The organism is Microbacterium sp. SORGH_AS_0428 (assembly GCF_031453615.1).
GTDB lineage: Bacteria > Actinomycetota > Actinomycetes > Actinomycetales > Microbacteriaceae > Microbacterium.
In genome coordinates, this window is sequence record NZ_JAVIZT010000001.1 from 2,866,425 (window position 1) to 2,892,263 (window position 25,839).

Annotated in this window: 26 protein-coding genes, 1 tRNA gene and 1 pseudogene; 11 read left to right on the plus strand and 17 right to left on the minus strand. The window is 66.4% G+C overall.

What is annotated here, in order from left to right:
- Positions 1 to 21 precede the first annotated feature (21 nt).
- The 3 genes from QE374_RS13940 to QE374_RS13950 are packed head-to-tail and all read left to right on the plus strand — an operon-like array spanning position 22 to position 5,648.
- Positions 22 to 705 (plus strand): hypothetical protein, encoded by a 684-nt coding sequence (locus tag QE374_RS13940; RefSeq protein WP_274285904.1) that lies wholly within the window; start codon positions 22 to 24, stop codon positions 703 to 705.
- Entirely contained in the window at positions 706 to 2,244 is a 1,539-nt protein-coding gene (locus tag QE374_RS13945; RefSeq protein WP_309735812.1) for a DNA polymerase Y family protein, read from the plus strand. It begins immediately after the preceding gene.
- Positions 2,244 to 5,648 carry an error-prone DNA polymerase gene (locus QE374_RS13950; RefSeq protein WP_309735814.1) on the plus strand — a complete coding sequence of 1,135 codons (3,405 nt, stop codon included), beginning with the start codon at positions 2,244 to 2,246 and terminating at the stop codon, positions 5,646 to 5,648. Before QE374_RS13945 ends, QE374_RS13950 begins: the two co-directional genes overlap by 1 nt.
- Positions 5,649 to 5,694: 46 nt before the next feature.
- Here QE374_RS13950 and QE374_RS13955 read toward each other — a convergent pair whose 3' ends face one another.
- The 4 genes from QE374_RS13955 to QE374_RS13970 form a co-directional block, all read right to left on the minus strand.
- Complete coding sequence (locus tag QE374_RS13955; RefSeq protein ID WP_137417641.1) at positions 5,695 to 5,973, minus strand: Fe-S cluster assembly protein HesB; 279 nt, start codon at positions 5,971 to 5,973, stop codon at positions 5,695 to 5,697.
- Positions 5,974 to 6,086: 113 nt separating this feature from the next.
- The gene (locus QE374_RS13960; protein ID WP_309735816.1) at positions 6,087 to 6,785 is read right to left on the minus strand and encodes a hypothetical protein; all 699 of its coding nucleotides are present in this window, start codon (positions 6,783 to 6,785) and stop codon (positions 6,087 to 6,089) included.
- Positions 6,782 to 7,264: a DUF6114 domain-containing protein gene (locus QE374_RS13965; RefSeq protein WP_309735819.1), complete on the minus strand. Its 483-nt coding sequence runs from the start codon at positions 7,262 to 7,264 to the stop codon at positions 6,782 to 6,784. Before QE374_RS13965 ends, QE374_RS13960 begins: the two co-directional genes overlap by 4 nt.
- Positions 7,255 to 7,851 carry a DUF6230 family protein gene (locus QE374_RS13970; RefSeq protein ID WP_137417638.1) on the minus strand — a complete coding sequence of 199 codons (597 nt, stop codon included), beginning with the start codon at positions 7,849 to 7,851 and terminating at the stop codon, positions 7,255 to 7,257. The genes QE374_RS13965 and QE374_RS13970 overlap by 10 nt, the downstream gene beginning before the upstream one ends.
- Positions 7,852 to 7,993: 142 nt before the next feature.
- On the opposite strand from QE374_RS13970, the gene QE374_RS13975 reads away from it, so the two are divergent.
- The 3 genes from QE374_RS13975 to QE374_RS13985 all read left to right on the plus strand — a co-directional run bounded on the left by QE374_RS13975 (position 7,994) and on the right by QE374_RS13985 (position 10,516).
- Entirely contained in the window at positions 7,994 to 8,584 is a 591-nt protein-coding gene (locus tag QE374_RS13975; RefSeq protein WP_309735823.1) for a TetR/AcrR family transcriptional regulator, read from the plus strand.
- 66 nt (positions 8,585 to 8,650) lie between these two features.
- Positions 8,651 to 10,384, plus strand: coding sequence for a ubiquinone-dependent pyruvate dehydrogenase (gene poxB / locus QE374_RS13980; protein ID WP_309735825.1), 1,734 nt, complete (start codon positions 8,651 to 8,653; stop codon positions 10,382 to 10,384).
- A 57-nt stretch (positions 10,385 to 10,441) separates the two neighbouring features.
- Positions 10,442 to 10,516 (plus strand) — tRNA-Arg (locus tag QE374_RS13985).
- 550 nt (positions 10,517 to 11,066) lie between these two features.
- Here the strand turns inward: QE374_RS13985 and QE374_RS16115 are convergent.
- The 10 genes and pseudogenes from QE374_RS16115 to QE374_RS14030 all read right to left on the minus strand — a co-directional run.
- A pseudogene (locus tag QE374_RS16115) lies at positions 11,067 to 12,143 on the minus strand (recombinase family protein); the annotation flags it as partial.
- A 199-nt stretch (positions 12,144 to 12,342) separates the two neighbouring features.
- Positions 12,343 to 12,738 (minus strand): recombinase family protein, encoded by a 396-nt coding sequence (locus tag QE374_RS13990; RefSeq protein WP_309735828.1) that lies wholly within the window; start codon positions 12,736 to 12,738, stop codon positions 12,343 to 12,345.
- A 144-nt stretch (positions 12,739 to 12,882) separates the two neighbouring features.
- Positions 12,883 to 13,332, minus strand: a complete 450-nt coding sequence (locus QE374_RS13995) for a hypothetical protein (RefSeq protein WP_309735830.1) — start codon at positions 13,330 to 13,332, stop codon at positions 12,883 to 12,885.
- Positions 13,329 to 14,153, minus strand: a complete 825-nt coding sequence (locus tag QE374_RS14000; RefSeq protein ID WP_309735833.1) for a replication-relaxation family protein — start codon at positions 14,151 to 14,153, stop codon at positions 13,329 to 13,331. The genes QE374_RS13995 and QE374_RS14000 overlap by 4 nt, the downstream gene beginning before the upstream one ends.
- A 154-nt stretch (positions 14,154 to 14,307) precedes the next feature.
- Positions 14,308 to 16,452 (minus strand): helicase HerA domain-containing protein, encoded by a 2,145-nt coding sequence (locus QE374_RS14005; RefSeq protein WP_309735834.1) that lies wholly within the window; start codon positions 16,450 to 16,452, stop codon positions 14,308 to 14,310.
- Positions 16,449 to 16,646 (minus strand): hypothetical protein, encoded by a 198-nt coding sequence (locus tag QE374_RS14010; protein WP_309735836.1) that lies wholly within the window; start codon positions 16,644 to 16,646, stop codon positions 16,449 to 16,451. Before QE374_RS14010 ends, QE374_RS14005 begins: the two co-directional genes overlap by 4 nt.
- Before the next feature lie 10 nt (positions 16,647 to 16,656).
- Positions 16,657 to 16,851, minus strand: a complete 195-nt coding sequence (locus QE374_RS14015; protein ID WP_309735838.1) for a hypothetical protein — start codon at positions 16,849 to 16,851, stop codon at positions 16,657 to 16,659.
- A 38-nt stretch (positions 16,852 to 16,889) separates the two neighbouring features.
- Complete coding sequence (locus tag QE374_RS14020) at positions 16,890 to 17,519, minus strand: MT-A70 family methyltransferase (protein ID WP_309735839.1); 630 nt, start codon at positions 17,517 to 17,519, stop codon at positions 16,890 to 16,892.
- A gap of 281 nt (positions 17,520 to 17,800) precedes the next feature.
- A complete protein-coding gene (locus tag QE374_RS14025; RefSeq protein WP_309735841.1) occupies positions 17,801 to 18,085 on the minus strand; it encodes a hypothetical protein in 285 nt (94 codons plus the stop codon).
- A gap of 18 nt (positions 18,086 to 18,103) precedes the next feature.
- Positions 18,104 to 18,403: a hypothetical protein gene (locus tag QE374_RS14030; protein WP_309735843.1), complete on the minus strand. Its 300-nt coding sequence runs from the start codon at positions 18,401 to 18,403 to the stop codon at positions 18,104 to 18,106.
- A gap of 134 nt (positions 18,404 to 18,537) precedes the next feature.
- On the opposite strand from QE374_RS14030, the gene QE374_RS14035 reads away from it, so the two are divergent.
- Positions 18,538 to 19,509 (plus strand): hypothetical protein, encoded by a 972-nt coding sequence (locus QE374_RS14035; protein WP_309735845.1) that lies wholly within the window; start codon positions 18,538 to 18,540, stop codon positions 19,507 to 19,509.
- 90 nt (positions 19,510 to 19,599) lie between these two features.
- Here the strand turns inward: QE374_RS14035 and QE374_RS14040 are convergent, their stop codons facing one another.
- Positions 19,600 to 19,830 (minus strand): helix-turn-helix transcriptional regulator, encoded by a 231-nt coding sequence (locus tag QE374_RS14040; RefSeq protein WP_309735847.1) that lies wholly within the window; start codon positions 19,828 to 19,830, stop codon positions 19,600 to 19,602.
- A 195-nt stretch (positions 19,831 to 20,025) separates the two neighbouring features.
- On the opposite strand from QE374_RS14040, the gene QE374_RS14045 reads away from it, so the two are divergent.
- On the plus strand, positions 20,026 to 20,949 hold the full coding sequence (locus QE374_RS14045; RefSeq protein WP_309735849.1) for a hypothetical protein: 924 nt from the start codon (positions 20,026 to 20,028) through the stop codon (positions 20,947 to 20,949).
- A gap of 129 nt (positions 20,950 to 21,078) precedes the next feature.
- Positions 21,079 to 21,417, plus strand: coding sequence for an Lsr2 family protein (locus QE374_RS14050; protein WP_309735851.1), 339 nt, complete (start codon positions 21,079 to 21,081; stop codon positions 21,415 to 21,417).
- 104 nt (positions 21,418 to 21,521) lie between these two features.
- Here QE374_RS14050 and QE374_RS14055 read toward each other — a convergent pair whose 3' ends face one another.
- Positions 21,522 to 21,806, minus strand: coding sequence for a hypothetical protein (locus QE374_RS14055; protein WP_309735854.1), 285 nt, complete (start codon positions 21,804 to 21,806; stop codon positions 21,522 to 21,524).
- Positions 21,803 to 22,906: a hypothetical protein gene (locus tag QE374_RS14060; protein ID WP_309735856.1), complete on the minus strand. Its 1,104-nt coding sequence runs from the start codon at positions 22,904 to 22,906 to the stop codon at positions 21,803 to 21,805. The genes QE374_RS14055 and QE374_RS14060 overlap by 4 nt, the downstream gene beginning before the upstream one ends.
- 283 nt (positions 22,907 to 23,189) lie before the next feature.
- Between QE374_RS14060 and QE374_RS14065 the strand changes: the two genes are divergently transcribed.
- Complete coding sequence (locus QE374_RS14065) at positions 23,190 to 23,519, plus strand: hypothetical protein (protein WP_309735858.1); 330 nt, start codon at positions 23,190 to 23,192, stop codon at positions 23,517 to 23,519.
- 654 nt (positions 23,520 to 24,173) lie between these two features.
- On the plus strand, positions 24,174 to 25,832 hold the full coding sequence (locus QE374_RS14070) for a hypothetical protein (RefSeq protein ID WP_309735860.1): 1,659 nt from the start codon (positions 24,174 to 24,176) through the stop codon (positions 25,830 to 25,832).
- The last annotated feature ends 7 nt before the right edge of the window (positions 25,833 to 25,839 follow it).

Sequence of the window (25,839 nt, forward strand, 5' to 3'; positions counted from 1 at the left end):
CATCCGTTCTAGCCTGTCGGAGTGAAGGTGATCGTGCGAGAAGACGCCGTGGGTGAGGTCCATCGCCTCCGCGCGCAGCTCGAGCGCGTTCAAGGCCGGCGGATGGATGCGGCCGTGCGGCCGGTGCACCCGGCGCTGGCCGAGCTCCTTCCCGGCGGGGGGCTGCGTGCCGGCTCCGCCTATACGGTCGCCCCCTCGACGTCGTTGCTGCTCTCGCTGCTCGCCCGTCCCTCGCGCGAGGGGGCGTGGTGCGCGGCCGTGGGGATGCCGGAGCTGGGCGCCGAGGCCGCGGCGGGGCTGGGGGTCGCGCTCGAGCGCCTCGTCCTCGTCCCCGAGCCCGGCCCGCGCTGGCTGGCCGTGGCCGCGACCCTCGCCGAGGTCATGCCGGTGGTCGCCGTGCGCCCGGCCGGCGCGGTCTCGGATGCCGAGGCCTCCCGCTTCATGGCCCGACTGCGCGACCGCGGGGCAAGCCTTCTGGTGCAGGGGGTCTGGCCGCAGGCGGAGGCCGCGCTGCAGATCGTCGATTCCCAGTGGGACGGACTCGGCGACGGCTACGGCTACCTGTCGTCGCGCACGGTGACGATCGCCGTGCAGTCGCGCCGCTCTCCCGTGCCCCGGCGGGCGCGTCTCATGCTTCCCGATCGCGACGGCGCCCTCACTGCCGTCGCTCCCGCAGCTCCCGTGCCCATGAGGGCGGTGGGCTAGATGCCCGTGCGCGCTCTCGTCGTCTGGATCCCGGACTGGCCGGTGGTCGCCTTCGGACGCGAGAGCGGCGAGGATGCGGCGGCGGTCGCCGTCGTCGAGAAGAACGTCGTGGTCGCCTGCTCCGCAGCGGCCCGTGCCGACGGGGTGCGCCGTGGCCAGCGTCGTCGCGACGCGCAGGGCGCCTGTCCTCGTCTGCAGATCGTGGCGATGGATGCGGCACGAGATCATCGCGCCTTCGCACCGCTCGTGGCGGCGATCGAACGTCTCGCGCCGCACGTGCAGATCATCCGCCCGGGGCTCTGCGCCCTGAAGGCGCGGGGGCCCGCCCGCTATTACGGCGGCGAAGAGGAGGCGGCGAACGTGCTGCGTGCGGCGCTGCACGAGGCGGGCGTGAACGATGTCCGCATCGGCATCGCCGACGGCCCTTTCACCGCCGAGCAGGCAGCCCGTGCCGCAACGACCGCCGAGGCGCCGGTGCGGTGCGTGCCTTCGGGGCTCTCAGGACCGTTCCTCGCGCCCCTGCCTGCCACCCTGCTGCACGACGCCGGTGCCGAGACCTCGCTCGCCTCGCTGCTGGCGCGACTGGGAATCCACACGCTGGGTGCGTTCGCCGAGCTGCCGACCGACGGCATCCGCGATCGCCTCGGCGAGCAGGGCGTGCGGCTTCAGGCGCTCGCCGCGGGAGCGGACTCCCGCACGGTGACCCCCCGCGACGTACCGCCCGAGCTCGATCGCGAGGTCGTGTTCGAGCCGCCGGTCGAACTCGCCGAGCAGGCTGCCTTCGGGATGCGGGTGGCCGCGGAGGAGTTCATCGCGGGTCTCGACGCGCTGCGGCTGGTGTGTACCGAGCTGCGCGTGGAGCTCGAGTCCGAGCGGGGAGAGCGCAGCGAACGGGTTTGGCTGCATCCGGGAACCTTCGATGCGGCGGCGGTCGTGGACCGGGTGCGCTGGCAGCTCGCCGAGCAGCAGGAGCTGCGCAGCCCCGTGGCGCGCGTGCGCATCTCACCCGAAGCCGTCGACGACCAGGCTCACCACGTCCCGGGGCTGTTCGGACGGGGAGAGCGCGAGAAGGTGCACCACGCCCTCTCGCGGGTGCAGGCGATGCTCGGGCATCGGAGCGTTCTGACGCCGGTCATCGCCGGTGGGCGCTGGCTCGACGAGCGACAGGTGATGGTGCCCTGGGGTGACCGCGCGATCGCCCCGCGCGACGCGTCGCTGCCCTGGCCGGGGTCGCTGCCGGCGCCGCTGCCGACCACGGTGTTCCCCGAGCCCCGTCCGGCCGAGGTACGTGATGCCGAGGGCGCCCGCATCCTCGTCGACGAGCGCGGGGCGCTGTCGGGAACGCCCGCCGACATCGCCGTCGGGGGAGTCCGGCGCGGGGTGCTCTCGTGGGCGGGGCCGTGGACGGTCATCGAACGCGAGTGGGATGCGGCCCGCCGCCGTGTGGCGCACCGGTTCCAGATCGTCGACGCCGCTCAGGTCGCCTGGCTGCTCGTGCACGAGGACGCTCGCTGGAGCGTCGAGGCGAGGTACGACTGATGGGCTGGCACAACCCGCCCGTCCCGTGGTCTGAGCTCGAACGCGCCCTCAGCGACGCGCGCCGCCCGAGGCCCGTTCCCGCCGGGGCGGACGGTGGCGACAGTCCGGCGTGGTCGCACAAACGCGGCCCCTATGTGCCGCCGGCGATCGAGCGCCCCGAGCAGGTCGTGCCCTACGCCGAGTTGCACGCGCACTCGTCGTACTCGTTCCTCGACGGGGCGTCCTCGCCCGAGGAGCTCGTCGAGCAGGCCGAGCGACTGGGGCTGCACGCCCTCGCCGTCACCGACCATGACGGCTTCTACGGTTCGGTGCGTTTCGCTGAGGCGGCGGAGCCCCGCAGGCTGCAGACGGTGTTCGGTGCCGAGCTGTCGCTCGATCTGCCCGCCCCGCAGAAGGGTCGCCCGGATCCGGTCGGACGTCATCTGCTGGTGCTCGCCCGCGGGCAGGAGGGGTACCACCGCCTCGCGGGCGCCCTCACCCGCGCCCAGCTGCGGGGCGCTGAGAAAGGGCGTCCGGTGTACGACGTCACCGAGCTCGCCGAGCAGTCCGGCGGCCCGAGTGATCCGCAGTGGGCCGTGTTCACCGGATGCCGCAAGGGCGCCGTGCGTCAGGCGCTCGCGCTCGAAGGCCCCGCGGGGGCGGCGCGCGAACTCGACCTGCTCGTCGACCTGTTCGGACGGGATGCGGTGCAGGTCGAGCTCATCGATCACGGCGACCCGCGCGACACCCGCACCAACGACATCCTCGCCGCCCTCGCCGCAGAGCGCGGCCTTCCCGTCGTCGCGACCGGAAACGTGCACTACGCGGTGCCCGAGCGGCGGCTCCTGGCGGCGGCGATCGCCGCCGTGCGGGCGAATCGCAGCATGGACGAGCTCGACGGCTGGCTCCCCGCCCACGGTGGCGCCTTCCTGCGCTCGGGCGCCGAGATGGCAGCCCGCTTCGCCCGGTATCCCGGCGCGGTCGCGCGCAGTGTCGCGCTCGCCGACGAGCTGGCGTTCCCGCTGCGCAAGGCTTCGCCCGCGCTGCCCAAGCTCCCCGTTCCCGAGGGGCACACGCCCATGTCGTGGCTGCGGCAGCTGGTGTGGGACGCGGTGCCGCGCAACTATCCAGACCTCACCGAGGACCAGCGTCGGCGCATCGAACGCGAGCTCGAGGTCATCGAGATGAAGGACTTCCCCGGATACTTCCTCATCGTCTACGGCATCGTGCAGGAGGCCCGGCGCCGCGGCATCCTCTGCCAGGGTCGCGGCTCGGCGGCGAACAGCGCCGTCTGCTATCTGCTCGACATCACGGCGGTCGATGCGATCGCCTACAACCTGCCGTTCGAGCGGTTCCTGTCGAGTCTGCGCGACGAGGAACCCGACATCGACGTCGACTTCGACTCCGATCGGCGCGAGGAGATCATCCAGTGGGTCTACCAGCAGTACGGGCGGGAGCGCGCCGCGCAGGTCGCCAATGTCATCCAGTACCGCCCCAAGAACGCCGTGCGCGACATGGCGCGGGCACTCGGGTTCTCACCCGGACAGCAGGACGCCTGGTCGAAGCAGGTCGAGCGTTGGGGTGCGTCGCTCGAGAGCGCGCCCGACCACGACATCCCGGATCAGGTCGTGGCCTATGCGACCGAGCTGCTCAAGGCGCCGCGCCACCTCGGCATCCACTCCGGCGGCATGGTGCTCACCGAGCGACCGGTGGGCGAGGTCGTGCCGATCGAGCACGCCCGGATGCCGGGGCGCACCGTCATCCAGTGGGACAAGGACGACGCCGCCTGGATGGGGCTGGTCAAGTTCGACCTGCTCGGGCTCGGAATGCTCTCCGCTCTCCAGTACTGCTTCGACCTGATCCGGTCGGCGACGGGGGAGACGTGGGAGTTGCGTTCCCTGCCGAAGGAGGAGGCGGCGGTCTACGACATGCTGTGCCGCGCCGATTCGATCGGCGTGTTCCAGGTCGAGTCGCGCGCGCAGATGGGGTTGCTGCCACGCCTGCAGCCCCGGGCGTTCTACGATCTCGTGATCGAGATCGCCCTCGTCCGCCCCGGCCCGATCCAGGGCGGGGCGGTGCATCCGTTCGTGCGGCGCAAGCTCGGCCACGAAGAGGTGACGTACCCGCATCCCGACCTCATCCCGGTGCTCGAGCGCACCAAGGGAATCCCCGTCTTCCAGGAGCAGCTGATGCAGATGGCGATGGTGGTGGGAGACCTCTCCGGCGAGGACGCCGACCTCATGCGCCGGGCGATGGGCTCCAAACGCGGTCAGGAGCGCATCGACTCGCTCAAGGAGAAGCTCTACGCCGGCATGGCGCGCCACGGCCTGATCGGCGAGGACGCGGATGCGATCTACCGCAAGATCCAGGCGTTCGCGAACTTCGGGTTCGCCGAGTCGCACTCGCTCTCGTTCGGCCTCCTTGTCTACGCGAGCTCATGGATCAAGCTGCACTACCCGGCGGCGTTTCTCGCGGGGCTGCTGCGGGCGCAGCCCATGGGCTTCTATTCGCCTGCGACGCTGACCGCGGATGCCCGGCGCCACGGTGTCGAGGTGCGCCGGCCCGATGTGCAGCTCTCGGGCGCCCAGGCCGGACTCGAGCCGCTCGGAGACAGCACCGAGCCGACGGGGATGGATGCCTGCCGTGGTCCGCAGCCGCCGGTGGGGCTGTTCGACGCGGCGGCTCCCGATGAGTCCGCTGCGCATCGTCGCGACGGTGCGTTCGCGGTGCGGCTGGGGCTCGGGGCGGTGACCGGTGTCGGTGAGAAGGTCGCCGCGCGCATCGTCGCCGAGCGCGACGCGGAGGGGCCGTTTCGCGACATGCGCGATCTGGTGCGCCGGTGCGACCTCTCTGTGGCGCAGCTGGAGGCGCTGGCCACGGCCGGTGCCTTCGACTGTTTCGGGCTGACCCGCCGCGAGGCCATCTGGTCGGCCGGCACCGCCGCGCAGGACCGGGCGCAGTTCCTCCCCGACACCGTCATGGCGGTGCAGCCGCCCCTGTTCCCCGACCCGTCGAGCTATGAGACGCTCGCGGCCGACCTGTGGGCGACGGGCATCTCCACCGACGATCACCCGCTGACCCATTACCGTTCCGCGCTGGATGCGCGAGGGGTGCTGACCTCGCGCGAGATGCGCGCCCACGAGTCGGGGCGGCGCATCGAGGTCGCGGGCCTCGTGACCCACCGCCAACGGCCGGCGACCGCATCCGGCATCACCTTCCTCAACCTCGAAGACGAACACGGGCTGGTGAACGTGATCTGCTCGACCGGCGTATGGAACCGATACCGACGCATCGTGCGCGACTCGCCGGCGCTGATCGTGCGCGGGATGCTGGAGCGTTCGGTGGAAGGGGTCACCAACCTCGTCGCGGATGCGTTCGAAGATCTCCGTGTGGGGATCTCGCACCGTTCGCGCGACTTCCAATGACACGGAAAAGGCCCCCGGGTGAACCCGGGGGCCTTTGCGCGGGGTCTCAGCCCCGGACGCCGAGGGCGAAACGGACTGAGCCGTCATCGCCGACCTCGGCATCGAGCACCCTGTCATCGAGGGCATCCGTCGCACCGGAGTCCACGAAGACGCGAGCGCCCGACGTCTCCACCACCGCGTCCTGCGGTTCGGGGGCGGCAGCGAGTGCGAGCTCGAACCCGGTCTCGGTGCCGGTGTCGCGAATGCGCAGCCCGCCACCTTCCGCCGGGATCTGGGACGAGATCGTCTTGACCGCCGAAGCAGCGTTCTCCGTCAGAGTGAGCATGGTGCTCCCTTCCATCGATGTCTGCGGACCGGCCACGATTCCGAGAATCCCGAGCGGAATCAACCCCTGCACGCGGATCGGATCGAACTCACACGAGGTTCACCGGGAACTTTTCAGGACGTCAGCCGCTGGTCCGTGTTCGAGTAACTGATCGAATCGGCCGTCGCCCCGACGAGTCCGAGCGTCACCCGCAACAGCGTCGGGGTGATTCCGTCGCGCGGCGGGGGAGTCTCGGCCCCGAGGGTGTACGACGTGCCGTCGGCGCCCGTGGCGGTGAGGGAGTTCAGATAGACCGAGACATCGCCCGAGAGCGTCATGGTGTCCGCCGTGGTCACCAGGGCAGGACCCTCCGCGTGTCCCACAGTCAGAGCGAAGCCGGTGATCGTGATGCTGTCCGCGCTGATCTTGAGAGCGTGCGTCCGGGTGCCGTCGGCCAGCGGAACGGTCACGAGCGAGATGCCTGTGAGGCCGCTGATCGACAGGCCGTCCGAGCCGAGTTGTGCCGGCGGCTGGGTGAACACGGGTGCGGTCTCATCCGGCACCGCCTCGACGGGCGCCTCCGGCTCGGCGGGAGCCTGCGGGGTCGGCGACACGTCCGGGGTCGGGCTCTGTCCGCCGAGGTCCGGGAGCCCCGGCAGGCCGGGCACGGATGACGCGCTCGGCGACGGCGTGGGCGACGGTGTCGGGGTGGGGTCGTCGCACGACATGAACAGCGGAATGCACCACGCCGTGGGCCGCTCGATCGGAGCGGCGGCGCCTGTGGTCGCGATCAGCGCCCCGGCCAGGGCGACGGGCAGCAGGCGGCGGATCATGCGGTCTCCTTCTCGCCGCTGGTTCGCACCTCCTGCTCCTCGCCCGGTGCGAGCGCGGATGCGGCCTCACCGGACCGCGGCGCCCACGAGACGACCGTGATGCCACCCACGCAGCCGAGCAGCATCCCAACGATGAACCCTCCGAGGTTCACCCCGACGATCGAGTACACGGCCAGGCCCAGAGTGATCACGCCGTAGAAGATGCGGTGTGCGGGCATGAAGATCGACAGGGCGCCGAGCAGGACCAGAGCCAGCGGCACGATGGTCGCCTGCAGGCCTTCGATACCGAGCTGGATGTGCAGCTTGCCGAAATCGAGCTGGCTGGACAGGAACATCACGAGACCTGCGACGATGACGAACACGCCGCCGACGAACGGGCGCTGCGTGCGCCAGGCGCGCCAGCGCGACGGCTTCTTCGCGGGCTCCTCCTCGATCGCCTCGCGCTCGGCGAGGGAGCGACGCGTGGCGTTCAGAAGCATGTCTTCGTTCCGTCGGTCAGCTCCAGCTTCATCCCCGTCAGGGTGAAGGTCGACGCCTGGGTGCTCCAGGAGTTCTGCTGCAGGTTCGCGATGCTCACCGTGTCGGCATCCTGCGCGAAGTCGCCCGCGGATCCCTTGGCCGCGGTGTTGACGGTGGACGCATCCACGCCGATGCGGATGTTGCCGAAGGACGAGTCGCCGCGCAGACCCGTCATGCCGATCTGCAGGTTCGTGGCGCTCGCCGGGTTTCCGCCGCCGCCGGCCGTGATCAGCACGCCGACCTTGCCCAGCGGAGTGTCCGACACGACGGACTGGCACAGATCGGCCAGCGTCGCCGAGGCGATGTTGGCGATCGCGACCGAGTGCTGGTTGCCGGCGGTGTCCTGGGTGACACCGGCGTACTGCGAGAACCCGCTGCCCTCGAGTTGCGAGGCGCTGATCTGGAACTCGCTGCCGGACACCGCGAACGAGACGGGCACGGCGCCCTGCGCGACACCTCCGAACAGCAGGCTGGATGCGGCCACGACAGGGATGGTGGCCAGGGCGACACGACCGGCGCGCGAGCGCACCATGTTGGGGAACTTCATCGATCCTCCGGGGGTGAGGGGACGGCGACGATGCCGTCGGTGAGTGAGCCTAGACCTCGTTGACGAACTGTCAATAGCGTGAGAGCGGGTATGAGAGGACTCTCACCCCGGGCGCAGCCGACGTCTCGCCTAGGCTCTGGCTATGGGGAGTGAGCGGCGCACCAGGCTGAGTCCGGAGCAGCGTCGCGCGCAGCTGGTCGCCCTCGGCGTCGCGTTCTTGGCGGACAGGCCGCTCGACGACCTGACCATCGAGGAGCTGTCGGAGCAGGCGGAGGTCTCGCGCGCGCTGATCTTCCACTACTTCGGCTCGCGGCAGGGCCTGCACCAGGCGGTGGTCGCGCGCGCGGGTGACGCGCTGTTGGAGGCGACCCAGCCGCGCGAGGAGCTGGCCGCGGTGGAGCGGCTGCGCGACACCCTGCGCCGCATCGCACTGTTCGTGCGGGAGAACCGCGGCACCTTCTTCTCGCTCGTGCGCGGCGTCGCCAGCGGCGACCCCGAGGTGCGGGTGGTCGTGGACCGCGCCCGGGATGCCAACGCCCAGCGGCTGCGCGAGGTGTTCGCCGAACTGGGAGTCCCCGCCAGCCCGCTGCTCGACGTCGCCTTGCGTTCCTGGGTCGCGTTCGCCGAGGAAGTGCTGATCGAGCTGGCCGTCGATGACGACGTCGACATCGACGACATCGTGGGCTTCCTCGAGCGCAGCGTGCAGGGTGTCGTGTCCGCCGTGGCCCTCTGACACACGTCGGGTGCCCGTTCGTCAATCGTCTTAGCCGGATCCGGTGGTCCGCTTTAGCGTGGTGCCATGGCCGGAAACGTCGCAGAACTCTTCGTCCGCACTCTTCGTCACGCCGGGATCACCCGCATCTGGGGGTTGCCCGGCGACTCCTTGAACGCGTTCACGGATGCCCTCCGCAAGGACGGCGGCATCGAATGGCTGCACGCGCGGCACGAGGAGTCCGCGGCGTTCGCGGCGGGGGCCGAGGCGGAGATCACCGGGGAGCTCGCCGTCGTCGCCGGCAGCTGCGGGCCGGGCAACCTGCACTTCATCAACGGCCTCTTCGATGCGCACCGCTCGCGCGTGCCGCTGCTGGCGATCGCCTCCCACATCCCGTCCGCCGAGATCGGCAGCGGCTATTTCCAGGAGACCCACCCGCAGGAGCTCTTCCGCGAGTGCAGCCACTACGCCGAGCTGGTCTCCGACCCGGCACAACTGCCGTGGGTGCTCGAGACGGCGATGCGCACCGCCGTCGAGAAGCGCGGCGTGGCCGTCGTCGTCGTCCCGGGTGACGTCTTCTTCGCGGACGCTCCCCACCGGCGCCCGTCCGCTCCGATCCGCGCCACACGACCCGTCGTCGTGCCGTCCGCATCCGAGCTGGAGGAGGCGGCCGCCGTGCTGAACGCGGCGGGCAAGGTGACGATCCTCGCCGGGGCCGGGGTGGCGGGCTCCCACGACGAGGTACTGGCGCTCGCCGGCCGCCTGCAGGCGCCGATCGTGCACGCCTTCCGCGGCAAGGAGCACATCGAGTACGACAATCCCTATGACGTCGGGATGACGGGGCTGCTGGGCTTCTCCTCCGGCTACCGCGCCATGGAGAAGTGCGACGCACTGCTGATGATCGGGACCGACTTCCCGTACCGGCAGTTCTTCCCCGAGAAGGCGAAGATCGTGCAGATCGACATCCGCGGCGAGCAGCTGGGACACCGCACGCCCATCGACGTCGGGCTCGTGGGGGATGCGGGCGCGACCGCATCCGCTCTGCTGCCGCTGATCGATGAAGGCCGCAAGGACCACCACCTCAAGGAGTCGGTCGAGCACTACCGCAAGACGCGGCGCGAGCTCGACGGTCTCGCCAACGACGACGGCAAGAAGCCGATCCACCCCCAGTACGTCGCCCGTCTCGTGGACGAGCTGGCGGCCGCGGATGCGGTCTTCACCGCGGATGTGGGCACGCCCGTCATCTGGGCGGCGCGCTACCTGCACATGACCGAGCAGCGGCGCCTGCTGGGCTCGTTCACGCACGGCTCGATGGCCAATGCGCTGCCCCAGGCGCTCGGCGTGCAGGCCGTCGACCGCTCCCGCCAGGTGATCGCGCTCGCCGGTGACGGCGGACTGGCGATGCTCATGGGAGACCTCCTCTCGATCCGGCAGAACGACCTTCCGGTGAAGATCGTCGTGTTCGACAACTCCGCGCTGGGCTTCGTCGAGGTCGAGATGAAGGCGGCCGGGATCGTCAACTACGGCACCGACCTGCACAACCCCGACTTCGCCGCCGTGGCCGAGGCGGTCGGGATCACCGGCATCCGCGTCGAGAGCGCCGCCGACCTCGAGCCCGCGCTGCGGCGTGCGCTGGCCGATCCCGGTCCGGTGCTCGTGAACGTCGTGGTCGCCCGCGAGGAGCTGTCGATGCCGCCGTCGATCACCGCGGCGCAGGCCAAGGGCTTCTCGCTGTGGGCGCTGCGCACCGTGCTCTCGGGCCGTGGTGACGAACTGCTGGATCTGGCCGACACGAACCTGTGGCGTCGCCTGTTCGACTGACGCGGCGTCATCCGGTCACCTGTCCGTCGCGTCGCTGCCGATAGACTCGACGGGCCAGCCTCTGTAGCTCAGTGGAAGAGCCACTCCGTCCTAAGGAGCGGGTCGGGGGTTCGAATCCCTCCAGGGGCACCAAACGTACTTCTTTAGAACCCTCAGAGGCCGAAAGCACCGTGTTTTCGGCCTCTTCTCTTTCCTCAATGTCAGTGGGCGCGGATGGAGCGGGCCTGAACACGACCTCGAACAGCTCCTGTAGTTCCCCGTCCGCGGGCTCGTCTTCGCAGATCAGTATCCGCTTGAAGAAGGCCTGGTTGTAAGTGCGGCGGAGGGCATCAGGCGCACGTCTGTACGCCTCGTAGCAGTTGGAAGCTAGCTCGATGGCGCCGGTGAGATTGCGCTCGAGCTCATCGAATCCCACGCTCAGTGCTTCGAGCCGCTCGACCACGGTTGCAAGCTGCTGACTGATAGACCGCTGCTCTTCTTTGTACAGCTCGGCCGGGATGACTCCGTCGAGATGAGCGTCGAGGAGCTTTCTGCTTCGTGCGTCGAGGCGTGCCTGTTCCAGGGCAAGGTCGCGTTGCGCGCGTCGGGCCTCTAGCGATCCGCGCTCGAGTTCCGTCTTGAGGTGCTGCTCGATGGAGCGCCGAACCTCCGGCTCGAGCTGGAGATGCTTGTACAGCGCGACCACCATGTTCTCGACGCGGCTGACCGAAAGCGCTCTCTGAGTACATCCATTCCGCTTGGAATGACGCCCGGAACAGATGTAGTACTCGTAGGTGGTGCCGTGCCGGTTCCGCGGCATGTGCACGAGTAGCCGTGAGCCGCATTTTCCGCAGAAGACCGAGCTCTTGAGGTACAGATGGTGCTTGCGGACCTTCTCGCCCAGCACCCGAGAGGCCATGAGATCCTGCACCTTCTGCCAGGTCGCCGCATCGACCAGAGCCCGATGTCGTCCGGGGTATACGCCGCCCTGAAAGCGGACCTCACCCTTGTAGTACGGGTTCGAGAGAATCTTGTGCAGCATCTTCGCGTCCACCGGCCGTGAGGGACGCGCGGGCGTAGCGGGGGAGGTGAGGCCACGCGCCGCTGCCTCGTGGGCGACCCCGCGGACGGTGAGCCGGCCCTGGGCGTAGGTGCGAAAGGCCCACGAGATCAACTCAGCGCGCTGATCGTCCACGATCACGGTGCGGACTTCCCGGCCGTCTTCGTTGATGACGGCGCGGTTCAGGTAGCCGATCGGGGCGCGTCCCGGAGTGCCACCTGTCTTTGCCTTCTGGCTCATCCCTTTCACGACCTCGTTGGCAAGGTTGCGGGAGTAGAACTCAGCGATCGAGCTCATGATGCCGTGAAGAAGCATCCCTGATGGGGTCTCGTCGATGTTCTCGCTGACGGATACCAGTCGCACCCCTGCCTGCTGCAGAGCAAGACTGATAGCGACGTCGTCGGCCCTGTTACGGGCGAGTCGGTCCACCTTGTGCACGATGACGAAGTTCACGGGATTCTCCGCCACGAACTGGAGCATCCGTTGCAAGTCAGGTCGATCCGCCGAACGAGCTGACTCGCCGCGATCCACGAACTCTTCAACGATTCGGGCCCCGAGTGAGAGCGCCTTACGCTCGTTTGCCTCGCGCTGCGCGGGCAAGCTGTAGCCTTCGGGATCGCCGTCGCGCTCTGCTTGCTCTTTGGTGGAGACGCGCAGGTAAGAAACGGCGGTAAGTGTGTGCCCGGAGGTTAGCTCGGCAGCTGGGGTGTCTTCGTTCATGGTGCGCTCCTTTCTGCCGCTCAACGGGCGGACTTGGCTCCTTGATTTACGCTCACTTCGCCTGAGAAGTCGAGATGCTTGGCGACGTAGAATTCACATCGCTGATCTGGGAAAAAGTCGGGCATGGCTCCTCTTCTTCGGTTCAGCGGTGAGCGTGGGGCCAGGCGGCTGGCTGCGCGTCTGACCCCACGGGTGACGGTTAGTGCTGCTTCCTCCGGTCGATAGCGGGGATGAGCGTGATCTGGCTGTCGATGAGCAGCGTCATGAGCAGCCGGAAGTCGCTCCGCCGCCGAGCCAGGTACTCTTCGCGGGCGACGAAGAGCTCTGGGACTCCGGTTTCCGACATGAATGACACGGCGCTGTTGAAGGCGGGCCGGTACCCCTCGTAGTCGGCGTACTCGATGTACTCGGCGACGATGATCACGCCCTGGACTCTGGCGGCTTTGGCGATGAACTCTCGTTGCCGATCGATCGAGTACGTGCCGACGCGTCTGGGTGCCCGGTCGTCTCCCTCTTTGCGTGCCCTCAGGTAGGCGACCCCTGTCCGGTAGGTCTCTCCGAGGTAGTGCTCTTCGTAGATTGACTTGATGTGCATGGTGCGCCTCCTTTCGGTTGAAGCTCCGAGGCCGCTCCTGTCCGTCGCAGGAACGTCCCTGGTCTGTGTGGTTGTAGTTCTCCACCCGTGAAGGTGAAGCCTTGGCCCCCACCGCACGCGTGCGATCGACGGGCATGATGGGGACTACTTGTGGAAGACGTGCCACCAGCCGTCGAGGTGGACGATGTCGTAGGTCTCGACGATTCGCTGGTCGATTACGTCGTGGTTCCAGGTGAGGTGGTCTTCGGGTAGCCCGTGCTCGTCCATGAACGTGCGGAGCGCCTTGATCCAGCCGAGGCCTTCGAGGACGTCGTTTCGGAACTGGTCGAAGTGTTCCCAGGTGGCGGCGTAGTGGTCGTAGAAGCTGTCGCCGATGTCCTTGGCGGCGACGTTGGTGTCGGGCAGCAGGAGGTACGCGGCGAAGGCTGCACCGTGTTCGTTGACGAGCGACAGGATCCGAAGTGCGTCGTCTGGGTCTTTGAGTGCTGCGAGGGAGCGCTCGACGGATGCTTGCGCTTCGGGGCCGAACGGCGGTTCCCTGCGCGGCGGGTCTTGCTCGCCACGGTCGGCTGGGGGTGGTGTTTCGGGGTTCATGGTTCCTCCTTTCGTTGTTCGGGTGATGATGCTTCTGCGCGCAGGGTGGCCGGGAGTTCTTCGGGTGTGATGCAGGTGAAGATCCGGTCCGGAAGGCCCAGGTCGGCGTGAATGGCGGCTTCGAGCCGCGCCACGCGCCGCTGTGTGGGCACGATCCAGACCACCCGGGGGAACACGCCGTGCTCCGCCTGTGCGGCCTGCGTGGCGCGGTACGCGGCGTACACGTGGCTCTTGGCGAGGAGCACGGGCAGACTCTCGGTTCCTCGGTCTACTTCGAGGTACCAGTGGTCGTCGTAGTCGTCGCTGGAGAGCTGCGCGTAGAGGTCGGGTTTGAGGATGACGGGAATGCCATGTGGGCCGAGGAAGCGGCGCCAGGCAGCCGTCTCGACCTCGAATCTGGTGAGGGCCGGTCCGCCGTCCTGCGCGAGCTCGTGGAGCGCCACGACGGTGTCGGTGACGGCGAGGGTGTGCTCGAGGAAAGCGATGGATGGTTCCCTGACGTGGCGTTTGGGTGCGCCTGCTGGTCGGGTGAGTCGTTCGCCGGCAACGTCCAGGTGCCAGATGAACCCGGCGGACCCTCGGCGCCCACCGCCCACTCGGCGTTCCAGACGGCCGACGAGGCGTCGCTCGAGGAGCCGGTCCAGCACGCGCAGGGTGGCCCTGGTGGCAGCCCCGATCGTGGCGTGGTCGGTGAAGCAGAGACGCCGGAGGTGCGTGGTGGTGGCGAACTTCTGCGCGGAGACGAAGTTCAGGATGCGCCAGTCGCGACTGCTGAGGGTCCGTGCGATGCGGTCGAGCTCGTTGGGGCTGATGTTCTTCATCGGCGGCCCCCTTGGTGGCTGGTGGATCCCGCCAGGGGCGGGATAGTCGGCAGCGAGAAGGGGCGACGTTGCGCGAGTTTCCGCGGGAGAGGAGCTTTCGTCGGCGACGCGACCAGACGGGCGACCGGACATCTCTCCTCCGCTTCGCGACCGCTCATTTCGCACTCCGCTTCGTGCGTCCGACGGGCTCGTCATCGAGGTCCACACCGCTGAAGTTCGCCGACGATGCCCGCGAAGGTTCGTCGACCGGGAATTCGATGGCGCCGTAGCGGAGTTGGCTTTCGGCGATGACGGCATCGGGATTGGAGATCGCGGTCGGTGGAGGGAGGACGCGGGCGGAGAACCAGCCGGTGCGACGCCCCTCGTTTTGGAGGCTGGCGTAGATCTCGTAGGGAGGCAGGCGACTGAAGTCCTCGGCGTCGAGGCCGGTGATGCGCGCGGCCGTCTTGGCTTCGTCGTCCTCTAGGCCGAAGACGATCTTGTTGCGGGCGTTGGCGTCGATGGCGCGCAGCAGCTTGTCGGGCATCTGGGCGCGGTGTTGGTGCGCGAGGTGCCAGGCGGCGCCGAGGGATCGGGATTGTTCGAGGGCCTCGGCGAGGTCGCCGAGGTGGAGGAAGTTCTGGGCTTCGTCGATGTAGATGCTGATCGGTCGACGCTTCGAGGCGGGCAGTGCGGCGCGGCTGAGGATCTGTTGCCACAGCTGCGCGACGACGAGCGAGCCCAGCAGCGACGCGGTCTGGGTTCCGAGCAGTCCCTTGTTGAGGCTGACGACGAGCACCCGCGGCGCGGTGAAGAGATCCTCGATCCGGAAGGCCGGCGCACTCTGCTCGAGCACGGCACGCACACCGGGCCGAAGCAAGAACTGTCGCAGGCGGGTCATGACAGGGCCGACGGCCGCTGCCTGCTGCCCGGCGGACTTGGCGTCGTACTGGACCCAGAAGCTTCGGAGCTCCGGGTCCGTGATCTTCGCCAGCACCTTCTTCCGGTACAGCGGGTCGGTCAGCAGGCGCGGCAGTCTCGCGAGCGACGCATCCGGGGTGTAGGTCAGGGTGAGGAATGATGCGTGGAGGGTGTCGGCGGTGAGCGGGCCGAAGGCGTTCGGGAAGAGGCCGCGGAACAGATCCAGCATCGTCTCGGCGACCAGTGAGCGGCGATCGTGATCGCCCTGGGCGTTGAAGCCTGCGAACGGGTTGAGGCCGGCGGGGCGATCAATCGAGGGATCGATGAGCGCCACGTGGCCGAGCCGCTTCTCCGGGATGAGGCTGAGCGTGTCCATCGCGAGATCGCGCTTGGGGTCGATGACGACGACCGATCTGCCAGCCCGGATGTCCTCGGCGATCAGGTGGAGCAGCAGTGTGCTCTTCCCGGCGCCAGTCGGCCCGTAGATGTGCGTGTGGCGTAGGGCGTCGTTGATGTCGATGCCGATAGCGCGCTTCGATCCCGGCGCCGTCGCGGTCGCGAAGATCCGCGCACGCGGCGAGCGGTAGCTGCTGGGAGCGGCCAGTCGCACAGGGCGGGGCGACGGAAGACCGGGGAGGTCTTGATCGGTGACCGGCCAGCCGAGCAGCGGCAGGAGCTCCTGTGCGGTGAGACGGAGAGGCTGACGCAGCGGGACACGCCCTTCGTCAAGCCTGGCAGGCTTCTTGCTGGTGATCGAGATCACCGTGCCCGCGCTCTGAAGCGTGCGAATGGCGGCGAGTAGTTCGTGGACGAGCAGGCGGCGCCGGACCGGTGACGGTGAGGCGACGCCGATCCGGACCACGGCTCTGAACCGGTACTCGGACAACTTGTCCTGCAGTCGGGTTCGTATCGAACCGGAGGCGGAGCGGGCGCCCCACAGGAGCAGTGAGGTGACGGGTGCGGTCGGGTCGGACGCGGTGTCCGGTAGCACCTCGGGAGCCAGCGCCTGCCCCATCACCACTTGCAAGACGAGCACGTCGCCCTGGTCTTTCGCTCCCGAGAGCGCCGCGAGGATTGCTCGCAGCGTCTCGAAGCCGCTGGCGAGCGTCAGATTGAGGCTGCGTTGGCGGACCTGAATCCGGCCCGCCCGTTCGACCTCGACCCGCTCGGTCTCAGGCTCCGCGAGGACCGCGCCGGGGACGAGGCGTCGAAGCTGCGAGCTAGCGCTGCTGAGATCGGTGGTCGAGCCACCGAGGAAGTAGCGGGTCTGCCCGGCCTCCGTGCGAATCTCCCAGACCAGCGCACCGCGCCTGCCGTCCGCGGCAAGGGCACGAAGGAACCCGAGCGCGTGCATTTCGTCGATCGGCGGCTGCCAGTAGATCTCGCGCCATACCGTCATTCGCTCGCCTCCTTCGCCTCGGAGGGGGCGTCGGGCTCGGGGTTCGCGGCTTCGGCGTCGCGGCGGGCTCGTTCCTGCATGGCAGCGTGTTCGAGCAGAGCGCGGGCGAGCTTTTCGTAGTCGGGACGTTCTCGACGTTCCGCGCGGACACGGATCTGGTACTCGCGGCGCGGGCGACCAGGGCGACGACTCATCGCTGGCCCCTTACCGCAGCCAGCGATTGCGACGCCACCGCACGATCACGACGACGAGCCACACGATCACGACGGCCGCGAACCCGGCGACGAGCCAGACCCATACCTGCTGGATCAGCCACACGGCGATCCAGATCATGAGCGCGGCGAACAGCAGCATGGCGCTGGCGCCGACGATGCGGCGCAGGAGCGACTTCTCGGACATGACGATTCTCCTTGAGGGAAAGAACGGGGGTCGGGTGCTCAGGCATCGGCAGCCTCCGTTCGCGGATCGAGCTCGGGCGGCGGGAGCAGGTCGCTCGGCACGGGGTAGCCCGGAATGCGGATATCGCTCTCCACCTGGTTGCCCCAGACGTCCCAGCCAGGGAACGGTCGACGAGCGAACAGCTCGAGATACGGCCCGGGGCTCATGCGCATCACCATCTGGTGCACCTCCTCGGGCTTGTGCGAGTGGTCCTGACGGGGCAGCATCGCGAAGCTGCGCTGGCCCTTGAACCGGACGGGCAACTTCCCCTTCACACCGAGGAGCAGCGTTTCGTGGGCATGGCGGAAGTACTGGCCGAGGCCCATCTGGTCCTTGCCCCAGATGAACTCGTCGACGAAGCGGAATCCCCAGCCGCGCAAGATGTCCTCGGCGACGTGGCGAGTAGACGGATAGCACCAGAAGTAGACGTGCGCGTTCTCGTCCGCGAGGTCGCCGATGGGCATCGCGGCGATGGCGTCGAGCGTCATGAGCGGGTACTTGCTCGCGGCCCCGTATTTCCCGGACTGGCCTGTGGGCCAGGGTGGGTCGACGATGAGTGCTTGGTACCTCTTGCGTGGCCACTCGACCGGCGGGTCGTGGTCCGCGGTGGTGTTGGTGTTGGTGGTCATTGAGTCCTCCTTTCGGCAGCCGTTTCTTATGCGGGCGCGACGAACGTCGATTCATGACGAAGACGTCATGGCGAGAACGGGGCCCGGGACTGCTGCCCTGAGTTATGACGGACGAGGGATCGGACGTAAACCGTCCGATCGTGCAACTTCGGGGTTGTTAAGTGAGGTTGAAGAAATCAACGTGGGGGCCGCGTAGCGGCGAGGGTGACGGCCCCCACGTTGACGGTGGATCGGATGAACGATCGTTCGCAGTTCCTCGTTGCCTGGATGTATCTGCCCGGCTATTTGGGGAGCTCGCCGCGTGCGATGTAGATGGCGCGGGTGATGCTGTGTTTGGTGTCGTCAGCGGCGATGGACTCTTCTGCCAGCGCGGATGCCAAGGAGAAGATCGCTGCGCGCAGCTGGCGCTGGCGCCGATCGAGCTCACGCTCGATTCGCGCCCGACGAGCCGCGCGGTGTCGCCTCACAACTTCGAGCATCATGCGGAGCATGAGGGCCGCAATGACGCACGCCAGCCCAAAGGCGATGCCCGTGCTGACAAGATCGAGCACGCGGGTGACGTCCATGAGTGATCGCCCCTTCGCTCAGTACTGCTGCGAGCGACGGGCGGCACCTTGCACGTAGCCCATGAGCAGCGGCGCGACCAGTGGAGCGGCTTCGGGGATGTCGTGCAGCTGCGCCTGCGTCATGCGGTAGAGCGAGGCGGCGTTGTTCACGCCGAGCGCCACGTGGACCATCGCGATGTGCTCGGTGACCGCTGCGATTTCGCTTCGCGCGGCGAGCTCGTCGAGTTCACGCTTCGCCTGGCGCGCCGTCGCCCCGGTGAGCTTGTGGCCGGTCTGCGTGATGTGGGTACTACCCCCGAAGGGCATGAGATCCGACATTGGTTGGAACCTTTCGTCCGTTGGTTTCTGCGGCTGGTTCGGCCGCAGAAGCGACGGTAGGTCCGCAGTAATCACCGGGCGGAAAGTAGGAATAAAGTCGGAGCAAGACGCCTGGCTACTTTGGGGAGTAACCGATGACGCAACAGCACCCGGTCACAGCGGATGTCTACTTCGATCTCGCACTTCTACGCAAGAACGAAGGCTTCGTCGCGCATCGACTCGACCGCGTCGACACCGTCGCCGAACTCCTCCAAGGGGACACGACGGACTCGTTCGACAGGCTCCGCCACCGCTTCGTCTCAGCGATCCATGCGCTCCCAGCAGCAGACGCGGAACTACTGCTCGATATCTTCGCGCTCAGCCCAGAGACCGAGGGCGTCCCGCGGCTGCAAGAACGCCGCCGAATCCACGGCAAGAAGATTGAGCGACGCATCGACACCGTCGCCAATCGCGAACCAGCCGCGCTGAATCAGCTCGCGTCGCGGCTGATCCGTGGCACGTACCCGCAGTCCCCGCTCCGACTCGACGTGCCCGAGATGCACAACGGGATCATCTACGAGACCATCAGCACCCGCATCATCGTCGAAAACCGCATCTGGACGAAGACCTACGAGCACTACCGCTTCGTCCTCACGATCGACGAGTTGGACTGGGTCAACGTCGTTCGTTCCTACGACGGCACCGTCTTCCCCGACCCCGACGGCGCGTTCAAGGTCAACACGCGTCCGATCACCGGCGCCGGCTGGAACGACTACTTCTGGCACCTCAACACCGCCCGCACCGCAACAGAGCCGATGCGACGAGGCGAAACCTACGACCTCAGATTCGCCATCCGACCGCCATCGAGCACAACGAACAACCCGCTCACACTGGCAAGCCGAGCCTTCCATGAGCGCGCACTCCTGGCCATCATCGAAGTGCAGTTCATCGGAGACATCCCCGACACCATCTGGAAGTACTCACAGCTCAGCCCCTTCGCCCGCCCCACCGAAGCGAACGAGTACAACAGCGCGACCGCAGACCACAACGGCATCGTGACCCTTCGTGGACGAGATCTTCACGGCGGGCTGTTTAGCGGCATCGCGTGGACGTGGGATCAGGGCTAAGAGGTGTACTGCCGCCTTGGCGTGTCGCACCGCCACGGCGAGCCAAGCGCGGCGTGAGCGTGGGGCAATCGACCCCGACTCTGCGCCGAGTCAGCCTGCGGTGAACGTCAGGCGCGGGACTTCGGGCAGTAGATCGCCGAGGCGAACATCCAGCACCTGACAAAGAGTCAGCACGGTCGCTAGCCGTGGGTTCGTTGCCGTACCGCCGCGCGTCACGGCTCCCCGCTCGTACTGCTGGTAGGCGTACAGCGAAATGCTGGCTCGCTCAGCCATCTGCTCCTGTGTGAGCCCCTTCGCGTCACGCGCGCGGCGCAGGTTCATCCCCAGTTCCCGAGCAAACTGCGCCCATTCGGGGGACGCTGCTGGGCTTGGGTTCACTGCTTCAGCCTGAAACCAAGAAGAGTTGGTGAGAACCAATAGAAATTGGTAAAGTCGCGAACTAGGCTGCCCCGATGCTCCCGAGGTGGCTTGCCGCATGCCCCGGCTCACCGTTTATCGCTCTTGGGGGAACTTCCAATGACCCGACCCTGGCGCCGCTTCCGGCGCACTTCATCCGTCGCCGCCGCAGTCTTCGCTGTCGTTGGCGCACTCGCGATCGCTCCACAGGCGGCGAGTGCCGCCGAAGACGTACCCCAGGTGATCGTGAGTAACCTCGCCGTCGACACGACCACGCCCGAAGCTGCGACGGTCACCTTCGACTACGCGCCCAATGTCAGCGCCGAGGCTCCCACTCGGCCCTACAGCTTGCGCGTCTACGTCTACCCGTCGAACGCGAACCGTGAGGAGGGCACCATCGACTTCGTCACCATCTCGTCGGCTGGCTCCTACAGCAAGGCGTTCACCCTCGCCCCCGGCAGCTACAACGCCTCGGTCGGGGTCTACCGGATCGAAAACTGCGAGTGCGGCGGCCCGGAACCGACCATGTTCACCACGGTGCCGTTCACGGTCACGGCGGTCACGCCGACCCCGGAACCTACGCCGACCACACCCGAGCCGACGCCGGAGCCCACGACACCTGCGCCTCAGCCTTCCGAGACGACCGCACCCGCCACCCCGACAGCCTCGCTCTCTGCCACGAGCGTTCCTGCCGGAGGTGGCGTGACGGTCACAGCAACCGGGCTTGCGTCCAACGAACCCGTCGAGCTCTGGATCCACAGCACCCCCATCCAGCTCTGGACTGGCACGGCCGATGGCTCCGGCGCACTGACGCAGGCCATCACGATCCCCGCTGACCTCCCGCTGGGTGCCCACCAAGTCGAGGTGCGCGGTGCCGCGAGCGGCTCGCTGTGGCTGAACATCTCCGTCCGCGGTGCTGAGCTTGCCGCGACGGGCGTGGACGGAAGCGTCGGCGCAGGCTTGGGCATCGGTGCGGCGACGCTTCTTCTCGCCGGTGCGGCCGTCCTGCTTCTCGCGAAGCACCGCCGCCGCGAAGCTGCCTAATACGTTCCCGGCAAATAGGGCGTCCGCATCGCGGGCGCCCTATTTGTTTGCGCGTGCATGAAATAGCGCAGATCGGATTTGATGCAAGTGACGGTGTTTCATTGATTTGGTGTGTCATACTCCCTAGCTATGGCTAAGCAGCAGATCACCCGACTCATTGACGACCTCGACGGCGAAGTTCTCGAGGCCGGCAAGACCATTCACTTCTCTCTCGAAGGTCGCGCCTACGAAATTGACCTCTCGGACAAGAACGCCGAAAAGCTTCGTGAGGCATTCGCGCCGTTCATCAAGGCGGGTCGCTCTATCGGAAGTGCTTCCCGCAGCACATCAACGCGAGGACGTACCACAAAGAAGGACAGCCGTGACCTTGGGGCAGTGCGCGAGTGGGCAGCCGCCAACGGCTACGAGGTGAGTGCCCGTGGGCGCGTTCCCGCCGCTGTGCTTGAGGCGTACGACGCCGCGCAGTAATGCTTCCGACCTGGAAGCGTGTCTTGTGTCGGGCGAGAGTTCCGGCGGAGCGAACACAGAAGGCGTTGCCACGTGGAGATAGTCCGCGTGGCAACGCCTTCTGGTCATGTGCGTCGGCGGTAGGTTGGCCCGACGTAGGTATCCAGAATCAGCAGCACGACAGCGAGCAAGGCGCCGCCGATCAGAAGTACGCTGCCGAACGGGATCAGACTGAGCGTCGAGGCCTCGTAGGTCTCGCTGGTCGGCTCCAGTCGCGTCCAGACAGTGGTTTCGGACGCAGACAGTAGGACGAGGCCCGCGATGACCGCGGCGGCCGCAATCAGCCAGAGTAGCCAGTACCGGAGACGGGGCCAGTCTGCGGTTCGTTGGGGCGCGTCTTCAGTGCTCATCGAGTGCAGTAGAGCATATTGATGGGCGTGAACGCTACCTGATTTCGGGAGGTCTCCATCAGGCGACGAGCGGTTATGCCGCCGGCCTTGGTGACCTTCCATTTCTGCAGGTCGAAGTACTTAAAGGTTCCCATGATGTACGCCTTGTACTCGCTCCTGGCCGGCATCTTCGGCGATGTACACGTGATCGCTCCAGTGATACTCGCCGATGCGGACATGCCGATCGTTGTCCCTACCTGGCTAGCTGAGAGCCCCATCGTCGCATTGACCGTGGCGCCGACTGTGTAGGACCCAGACACGGTGCAGGTCGTATTCGCTACCGCTGTCTTGCAACCGCCGACCAGCTTCTTGAGGTTTGGTTGCTTCGTTTTGGTCGTCACATTGATCGGGATGTACTCGTAACGAGTCACCGTGATTGCCGGGTCGGCCACCACCGGGTACGCGTCCTTTGACACGGCAGAATCGTCGACGATCTGAGTCACGACATTGGCAGAGATCTCGTACCGCGTTGGTACCGATCCGCCGTTCGCGTCCACTGCCCAAGGCGCGGTCGCGGTCGCGATCTCGTCGCCTGCAGCGTCAAGAACAGCGAAACCGCCGTCGGGCAGTGGAGTCACCCCGCCGCCACCGTCCACGTCAATCACGTAGCTGAACGATGAGGTCGCGCCCTCCTCAGAGAGAACGGTCAGGACCTGGATAACGCCGTCCGCCCCGATGACGGGGACCGTGGTTGATCCGTCGGCGTTGTCGTAAGCGACGGTCGAACCTGTCAAGGGCTGAGCTGCCGCCGAAGTGTCCGCGGCAGGCAGCGTGATGGAGATAGTCGGACCATCAACGGCCTGGATGACCAAGGGGCCGGCGCTGTCTACTGGCACCGCCACGGATACATCGTCGACGACACCCTCCACCACGATGCCATCTTCGTCAGACGGAACCAGCGTGGCTGCTCCCTCCAGCGCTTCTTGAATCGCTGGCTGATCGATCACCGTTGCTTCCGTCGAGTCGGGCTCATCGGCGAACGCAGCGGGCGTCATGATCGTCGTCATGCTGGCCACTAGAACCGCCGCGCCTATGAGCGCGGTAGAACGTTCGATCTTCATTTATCTTTCCCCCAGTTGGAAATCGGCTGGAGTGCTCCAGCCTCGCTCAACGTAGGGTTCGCCACGATTCGTCGTCAACGAGATTCGCGCCGTGTCCCCCGAAGAGGGGACACGGCGCGAACACTGAATGCGCCGCGACTAGCGGTGATGTTCGATCCGACACTTGCCGCATTTCTCACTCTGTCATTCAATGCGGCTGGGCAGCTGCTCTCTCCTTGCCGGTCTGCGGTCTCCGTGAGAACCGATCGAGTTCTCGGCCGCACCTGTCAAGGAGGTGACCCGCATGAGCGAGTCAGAAGCAACACCCACCACTGCCAACAGCCTGGGCTACGGTCCGGTCAAGCCCCTCGCGGTCAGACTCAACGAGTCCACCCGCACCCAGCTGGACATCATCGCCCAGCTCCGTGATCGCAACGTCACCGACGAGGTACGCCTCGCCATCGACGCCTGGATCGAGGCAGCGAAAGCCGACCCCGCTTTGCAGCAGCGCGCCCAAGCCGCGCGCGAAGAGATCGAGCGTGAAGCCAGCACGAAACGCGAGGCCATCGCCGCGATCTTTGACGTCGGCACCGTCTCACCGAAGGGCAACCGGTCGCGCGCAGCCGCGGGCTGAGGCATCAGCAAACGTGGCCGGCCAGGATCGAGCGCTCCCGCGTTCTCCTGGCCGGCTACCGACTCACACGCCCCCTTCCCAACCCTCGTTCGTCTTCTGCGATCTGCAGAGAACCAATCCGGTTCTCGGTCGCTCACGCGAAGGAGAAGAAGATATGTTGCGTGGCGGTCTCGTCCCCGCAGCAGACAGTCACGACCTCGCCGCTACGAGGCTGCGGAGCTCGAGGACTACCAACGAGCGACGGCGGCTGGATCGAGGCAGTAGGTCTCGTCTCGTTCGGCGGCACGCTGTTCGTGAACGAAGTAGGACTGCTCCGCGGCCGGTATGGCGGTGATCGTCGAGACTTGAGTGGTATCGCTGTCGCGCTCGACGCTCACCTCCTGTTTGCCCGTCCGAGGGTTGGGTATCAGCTTCTATGAGTGAGACCTCAACGGATGTCGGCAGCTCGGCAGTGCAGCGGATCGACCTCTCCGACCTCAAGGACGACGCGTCTGGGCCAACTCCAGCGATCGTCGTCGCCCCTAGCGAAAGCTGACACGTCAGGATCGATCGGCGCAGCACACCGGAGGACAGACATCGTGATCTGTGCGCCTCGGGCGTGTCGTCGAGGTGCTATTCTGAGCCAACTTTCGTGAACGGGGAGATTGGCGCATCTTGGGCAGTACATCGCACGGCTCTGCGGATGCAGGCGAAGCGACGCACTTCGATTCTGAGCTTCTGGTCTCAAGCGCTATTGCCGAGGCCTTCGACGACCAGTACTCCTATGTCAGCGAGCTGACTTCGTACCCTGATCCACTTCGCGTGACGGCCGTCGTGCGCGCCAAGGACTCGAAGGCCATGTACGTTCTCCACATACAGCCATGGGAGGATTCGAGATCCCTCGCTGAAGCTACGGAGATCCAAAACGACGATCATCTCGTGGCGCAGACCCTCAAGATCGCTTACGTTCCGCTGGTCGGGCGGCGCCTTGCCCTAACGCTCCGTTTGAAGGCGGATCAGGTGCTTGCGGATATGGAGTTGAATAAAGCGTTTGACGTCAAGGATCGCGATAGTGCTCTTGAGGTTCGACTTGAGATTCTCTACTCAGTCCTCAGTGGTTTGAACGCGCTACATTCCGCGAATCGTCTGCACGGAGATCTGCGGCCATCAAACATCTCATTCGACAAGCGTCGGAGACTTTGGGCTCTCATGGACTGGGGTAGCAGCGTCCCAGCTGAATGGGTGAGGGCAGACGAGCGTGAACTAGTCGTGACTGATGAAGATCCGAGTTTCGCGGCGGACGTTTATGCCTTTGGAAAGCTTGCTCAGCGAATGCTCGGGACTTATCGGTGGGACAACCGCGATTTGCCCGCGAAGTACCCGAGGCTTCGCAGTGAACAGTTTGAGTGGATTCTCGACTTTTGCACGACGGTCAAACCTCACGACCGGCCAAGTGTGGACGTCCTCGTCGACGTTCTGTTTGGAGACGCACACGCCACGGCGCTAGAGGCCGCTCGGCGAGCGAGCCAGGCGGCTGACTGGACGATTGGATTTCTAGCTCAACACACAGGCTTGCCTCGTCGGGCGGCTGCAGTAGTGGTCGAATCGGCAAGCACGAGACTGAATCAACTAACTGAGCGGTTCCCAGAAACGCAGATTGCATTGCTGCCCGAGTTTCGCGCGGAGAGGCTGCTGTTCCATCTTTGTCTTGACATTCTGGACGAGGATGATCATAATACGCAACACAAATCAAAACTAAACAGGCCTGATGTTGTCAAAGTGGATAAGGAGCTGTTGCTTAGGAAGAAGATTGATGCGGTTTGGCGAGATCGCCTACACCGGCTTCATTTTTCGAAGGCGCTTGATCCGCTGCACGAGGAGCGGATGGCTCAATTAGAGGCCCAAGGGGACCCGCTTCCTGGGCGCGCTTCATATCTTGCGCATATAGAAGCTTCCAATATCGCGCGTCGCGGTCTAATCACGGCGAACTCGTTTTTGTACACCGCTGAAGTGGCAGAATTGCTGAGCACGGACACCAGGCCGGTTTCTGAAGCGGATGTCACGGTGCTTAGGCGCTGGGGTCAGATCCTGGCCGTTCCGGATCACGGACGATGGTTACATCCAACCTTCCAGTTCGATCTCGAGCGGCACCGTCCAAGCCCTCTGATTCTTGAGGTGAGCGATTACTTTAACGACGCTGACGACAAGTGGGGTGAACTCGCGTGGTGGGGCGTTGGACGCACTTATCTTGGCGGTCGAGCCCTCTCCGCTGTTCTTATGACCAAAAGCGCGAGCCGTGCAGTGGTGCGCGCGCTTGACGTTCTGAACGATTGACGCACCA

Bases quoted from the DNA above. Each gene is read 5' to 3' on its own strand.
- QE374_RS14045 (WP_309735849.1), top strand. From the start codon at position 20,026: ATGACCCGACCCTGGCGCCGCTTCCGGCGCACTTCATCCGTCGCCGCC.
- QE374_RS13960 (WP_309735816.1), bottom strand. From the start codon at position 6,785: ATGATCCGCCGCCTGCTGCCCGTCGCCCTGGCCGGGGCGCTGATCGCG.
- QE374_RS14030 (WP_309735843.1), bottom strand. From the start codon at position 18,403: ATGTCGGATCTCATGCCCTTCGGGGGTAGTACCCACATCACGCAGACC.
- QE374_RS13995 (WP_309735830.1), bottom strand. From the start codon at position 13,332: ATGAACCCCGAAACACCACCCCCAGCCGACCGTGGCGAGCAAGACCCG.
- QE374_RS14020 (WP_309735839.1), bottom strand. From the start codon at position 17,519: ATGACCACCAACACCAACACCACCGCGGACCACGACCCGCCGGTCGAG.
- QE374_RS14015 (WP_309735838.1), bottom strand. From the start codon at position 16,851: ATGTCCGAGAAGTCGCTCCTGCGCCGCATCGTCGGCGCCAGCGCCATG.
- QE374_RS13950 (WP_309735814.1), top strand. From the start codon at position 2,244: ATGGGCTGGCACAACCCGCCCGTCCCGTGGTCTGAGCTCGAACGCGCC.
- QE374_RS14065 (WP_309735858.1), top strand. From the start codon at position 23,190: ATGAGCGAGTCAGAAGCAACACCCACCACTGCCAACAGCCTGGGCTAC.
- QE374_RS14025 (WP_309735841.1), bottom strand. From the start codon at position 18,085: ATGGACGTCACCCGCGTGCTCGATCTTGTCAGCACGGGCATCGCCTTT.
- QE374_RS13970 (WP_137417638.1), bottom strand. From the start codon at position 7,851: ATGAAGTTCCCCAACATGGTGCGCTCGCGCGCCGGTCGTGTCGCCCTG.
- QE374_RS13955 (WP_137417641.1), bottom strand. From the start codon at position 5,973: ATGCTCACTCTGACGGAGAACGCTGCTTCGGCGGTCAAGACGATCTCG.
- QE374_RS14040 (WP_309735847.1), bottom strand. From the start codon at position 19,830: ATGAACCTGCGCCGCGCGCGTGACGCGAAGGGGCTCACACAGGAGCAG.
- QE374_RS14010 (WP_309735836.1), bottom strand. From the start codon at position 16,646: ATGAGTCGTCGCCCTGGTCGCCCGCGCCGCGAGTACCAGATCCGTGTC.
- QE374_RS14050 (WP_309735851.1), top strand. From the start codon at position 21,079: ATGGCTAAGCAGCAGATCACCCGACTCATTGACGACCTCGACGGCGAA.
- QE374_RS13990 (WP_309735828.1), bottom strand. From the start codon at position 12,738: ATGCACATCAAGTCAATCTACGAAGAGCACTACCTCGGAGAGACCTAC.
- QE374_RS14000 (WP_309735833.1), bottom strand. From the start codon at position 14,153: ATGAAGAACATCAGCCCCAACGAGCTCGACCGCATCGCACGGACCCTC.
- QE374_RS13965 (WP_309735819.1), bottom strand. From the start codon at position 7,264: ATGCTTCTGAACGCCACGCGTCGCTCCCTCGCCGAGCGCGAGGCGATC.
- QE374_RS14035 (WP_309735845.1), top strand. From the start codon at position 18,538: ATGACGCAACAGCACCCGGTCACAGCGGATGTCTACTTCGATCTCGCA.
- QE374_RS14005 (WP_309735834.1), bottom strand. From the start codon at position 16,452: ATGACGGTATGGCGCGAGATCTACTGGCAGCCGCCGATCGACGAAATG.
- QE374_RS14055 (WP_309735854.1), bottom strand. From the start codon at position 21,806: ATGAGCACTGAAGACGCGCCCCAACGAACCGCAGACTGGCCCCGTCTC.
- QE374_RS14060 (WP_309735856.1), bottom strand. From the start codon at position 22,906: ATGAAGATCGAACGTTCTACCGCGCTCATAGGCGCGGCGGTTCTAGTG.
- poxB (WP_309735825.1), top strand. From the start codon at position 8,651: ATGGCCGGAAACGTCGCAGAACTCTTCGTCCGCACTCTTCGTCACGCC.
- QE374_RS13975 (WP_309735823.1), top strand. From the start codon at position 7,994: ATGGGGAGTGAGCGGCGCACCAGGCTGAGTCCGGAGCAGCGTCGCGCG.
- QE374_RS13945 (WP_309735812.1), top strand. From the start codon at position 706: ATGCCCGTGCGCGCTCTCGTCGTCTGGATCCCGGACTGGCCGGTGGTC.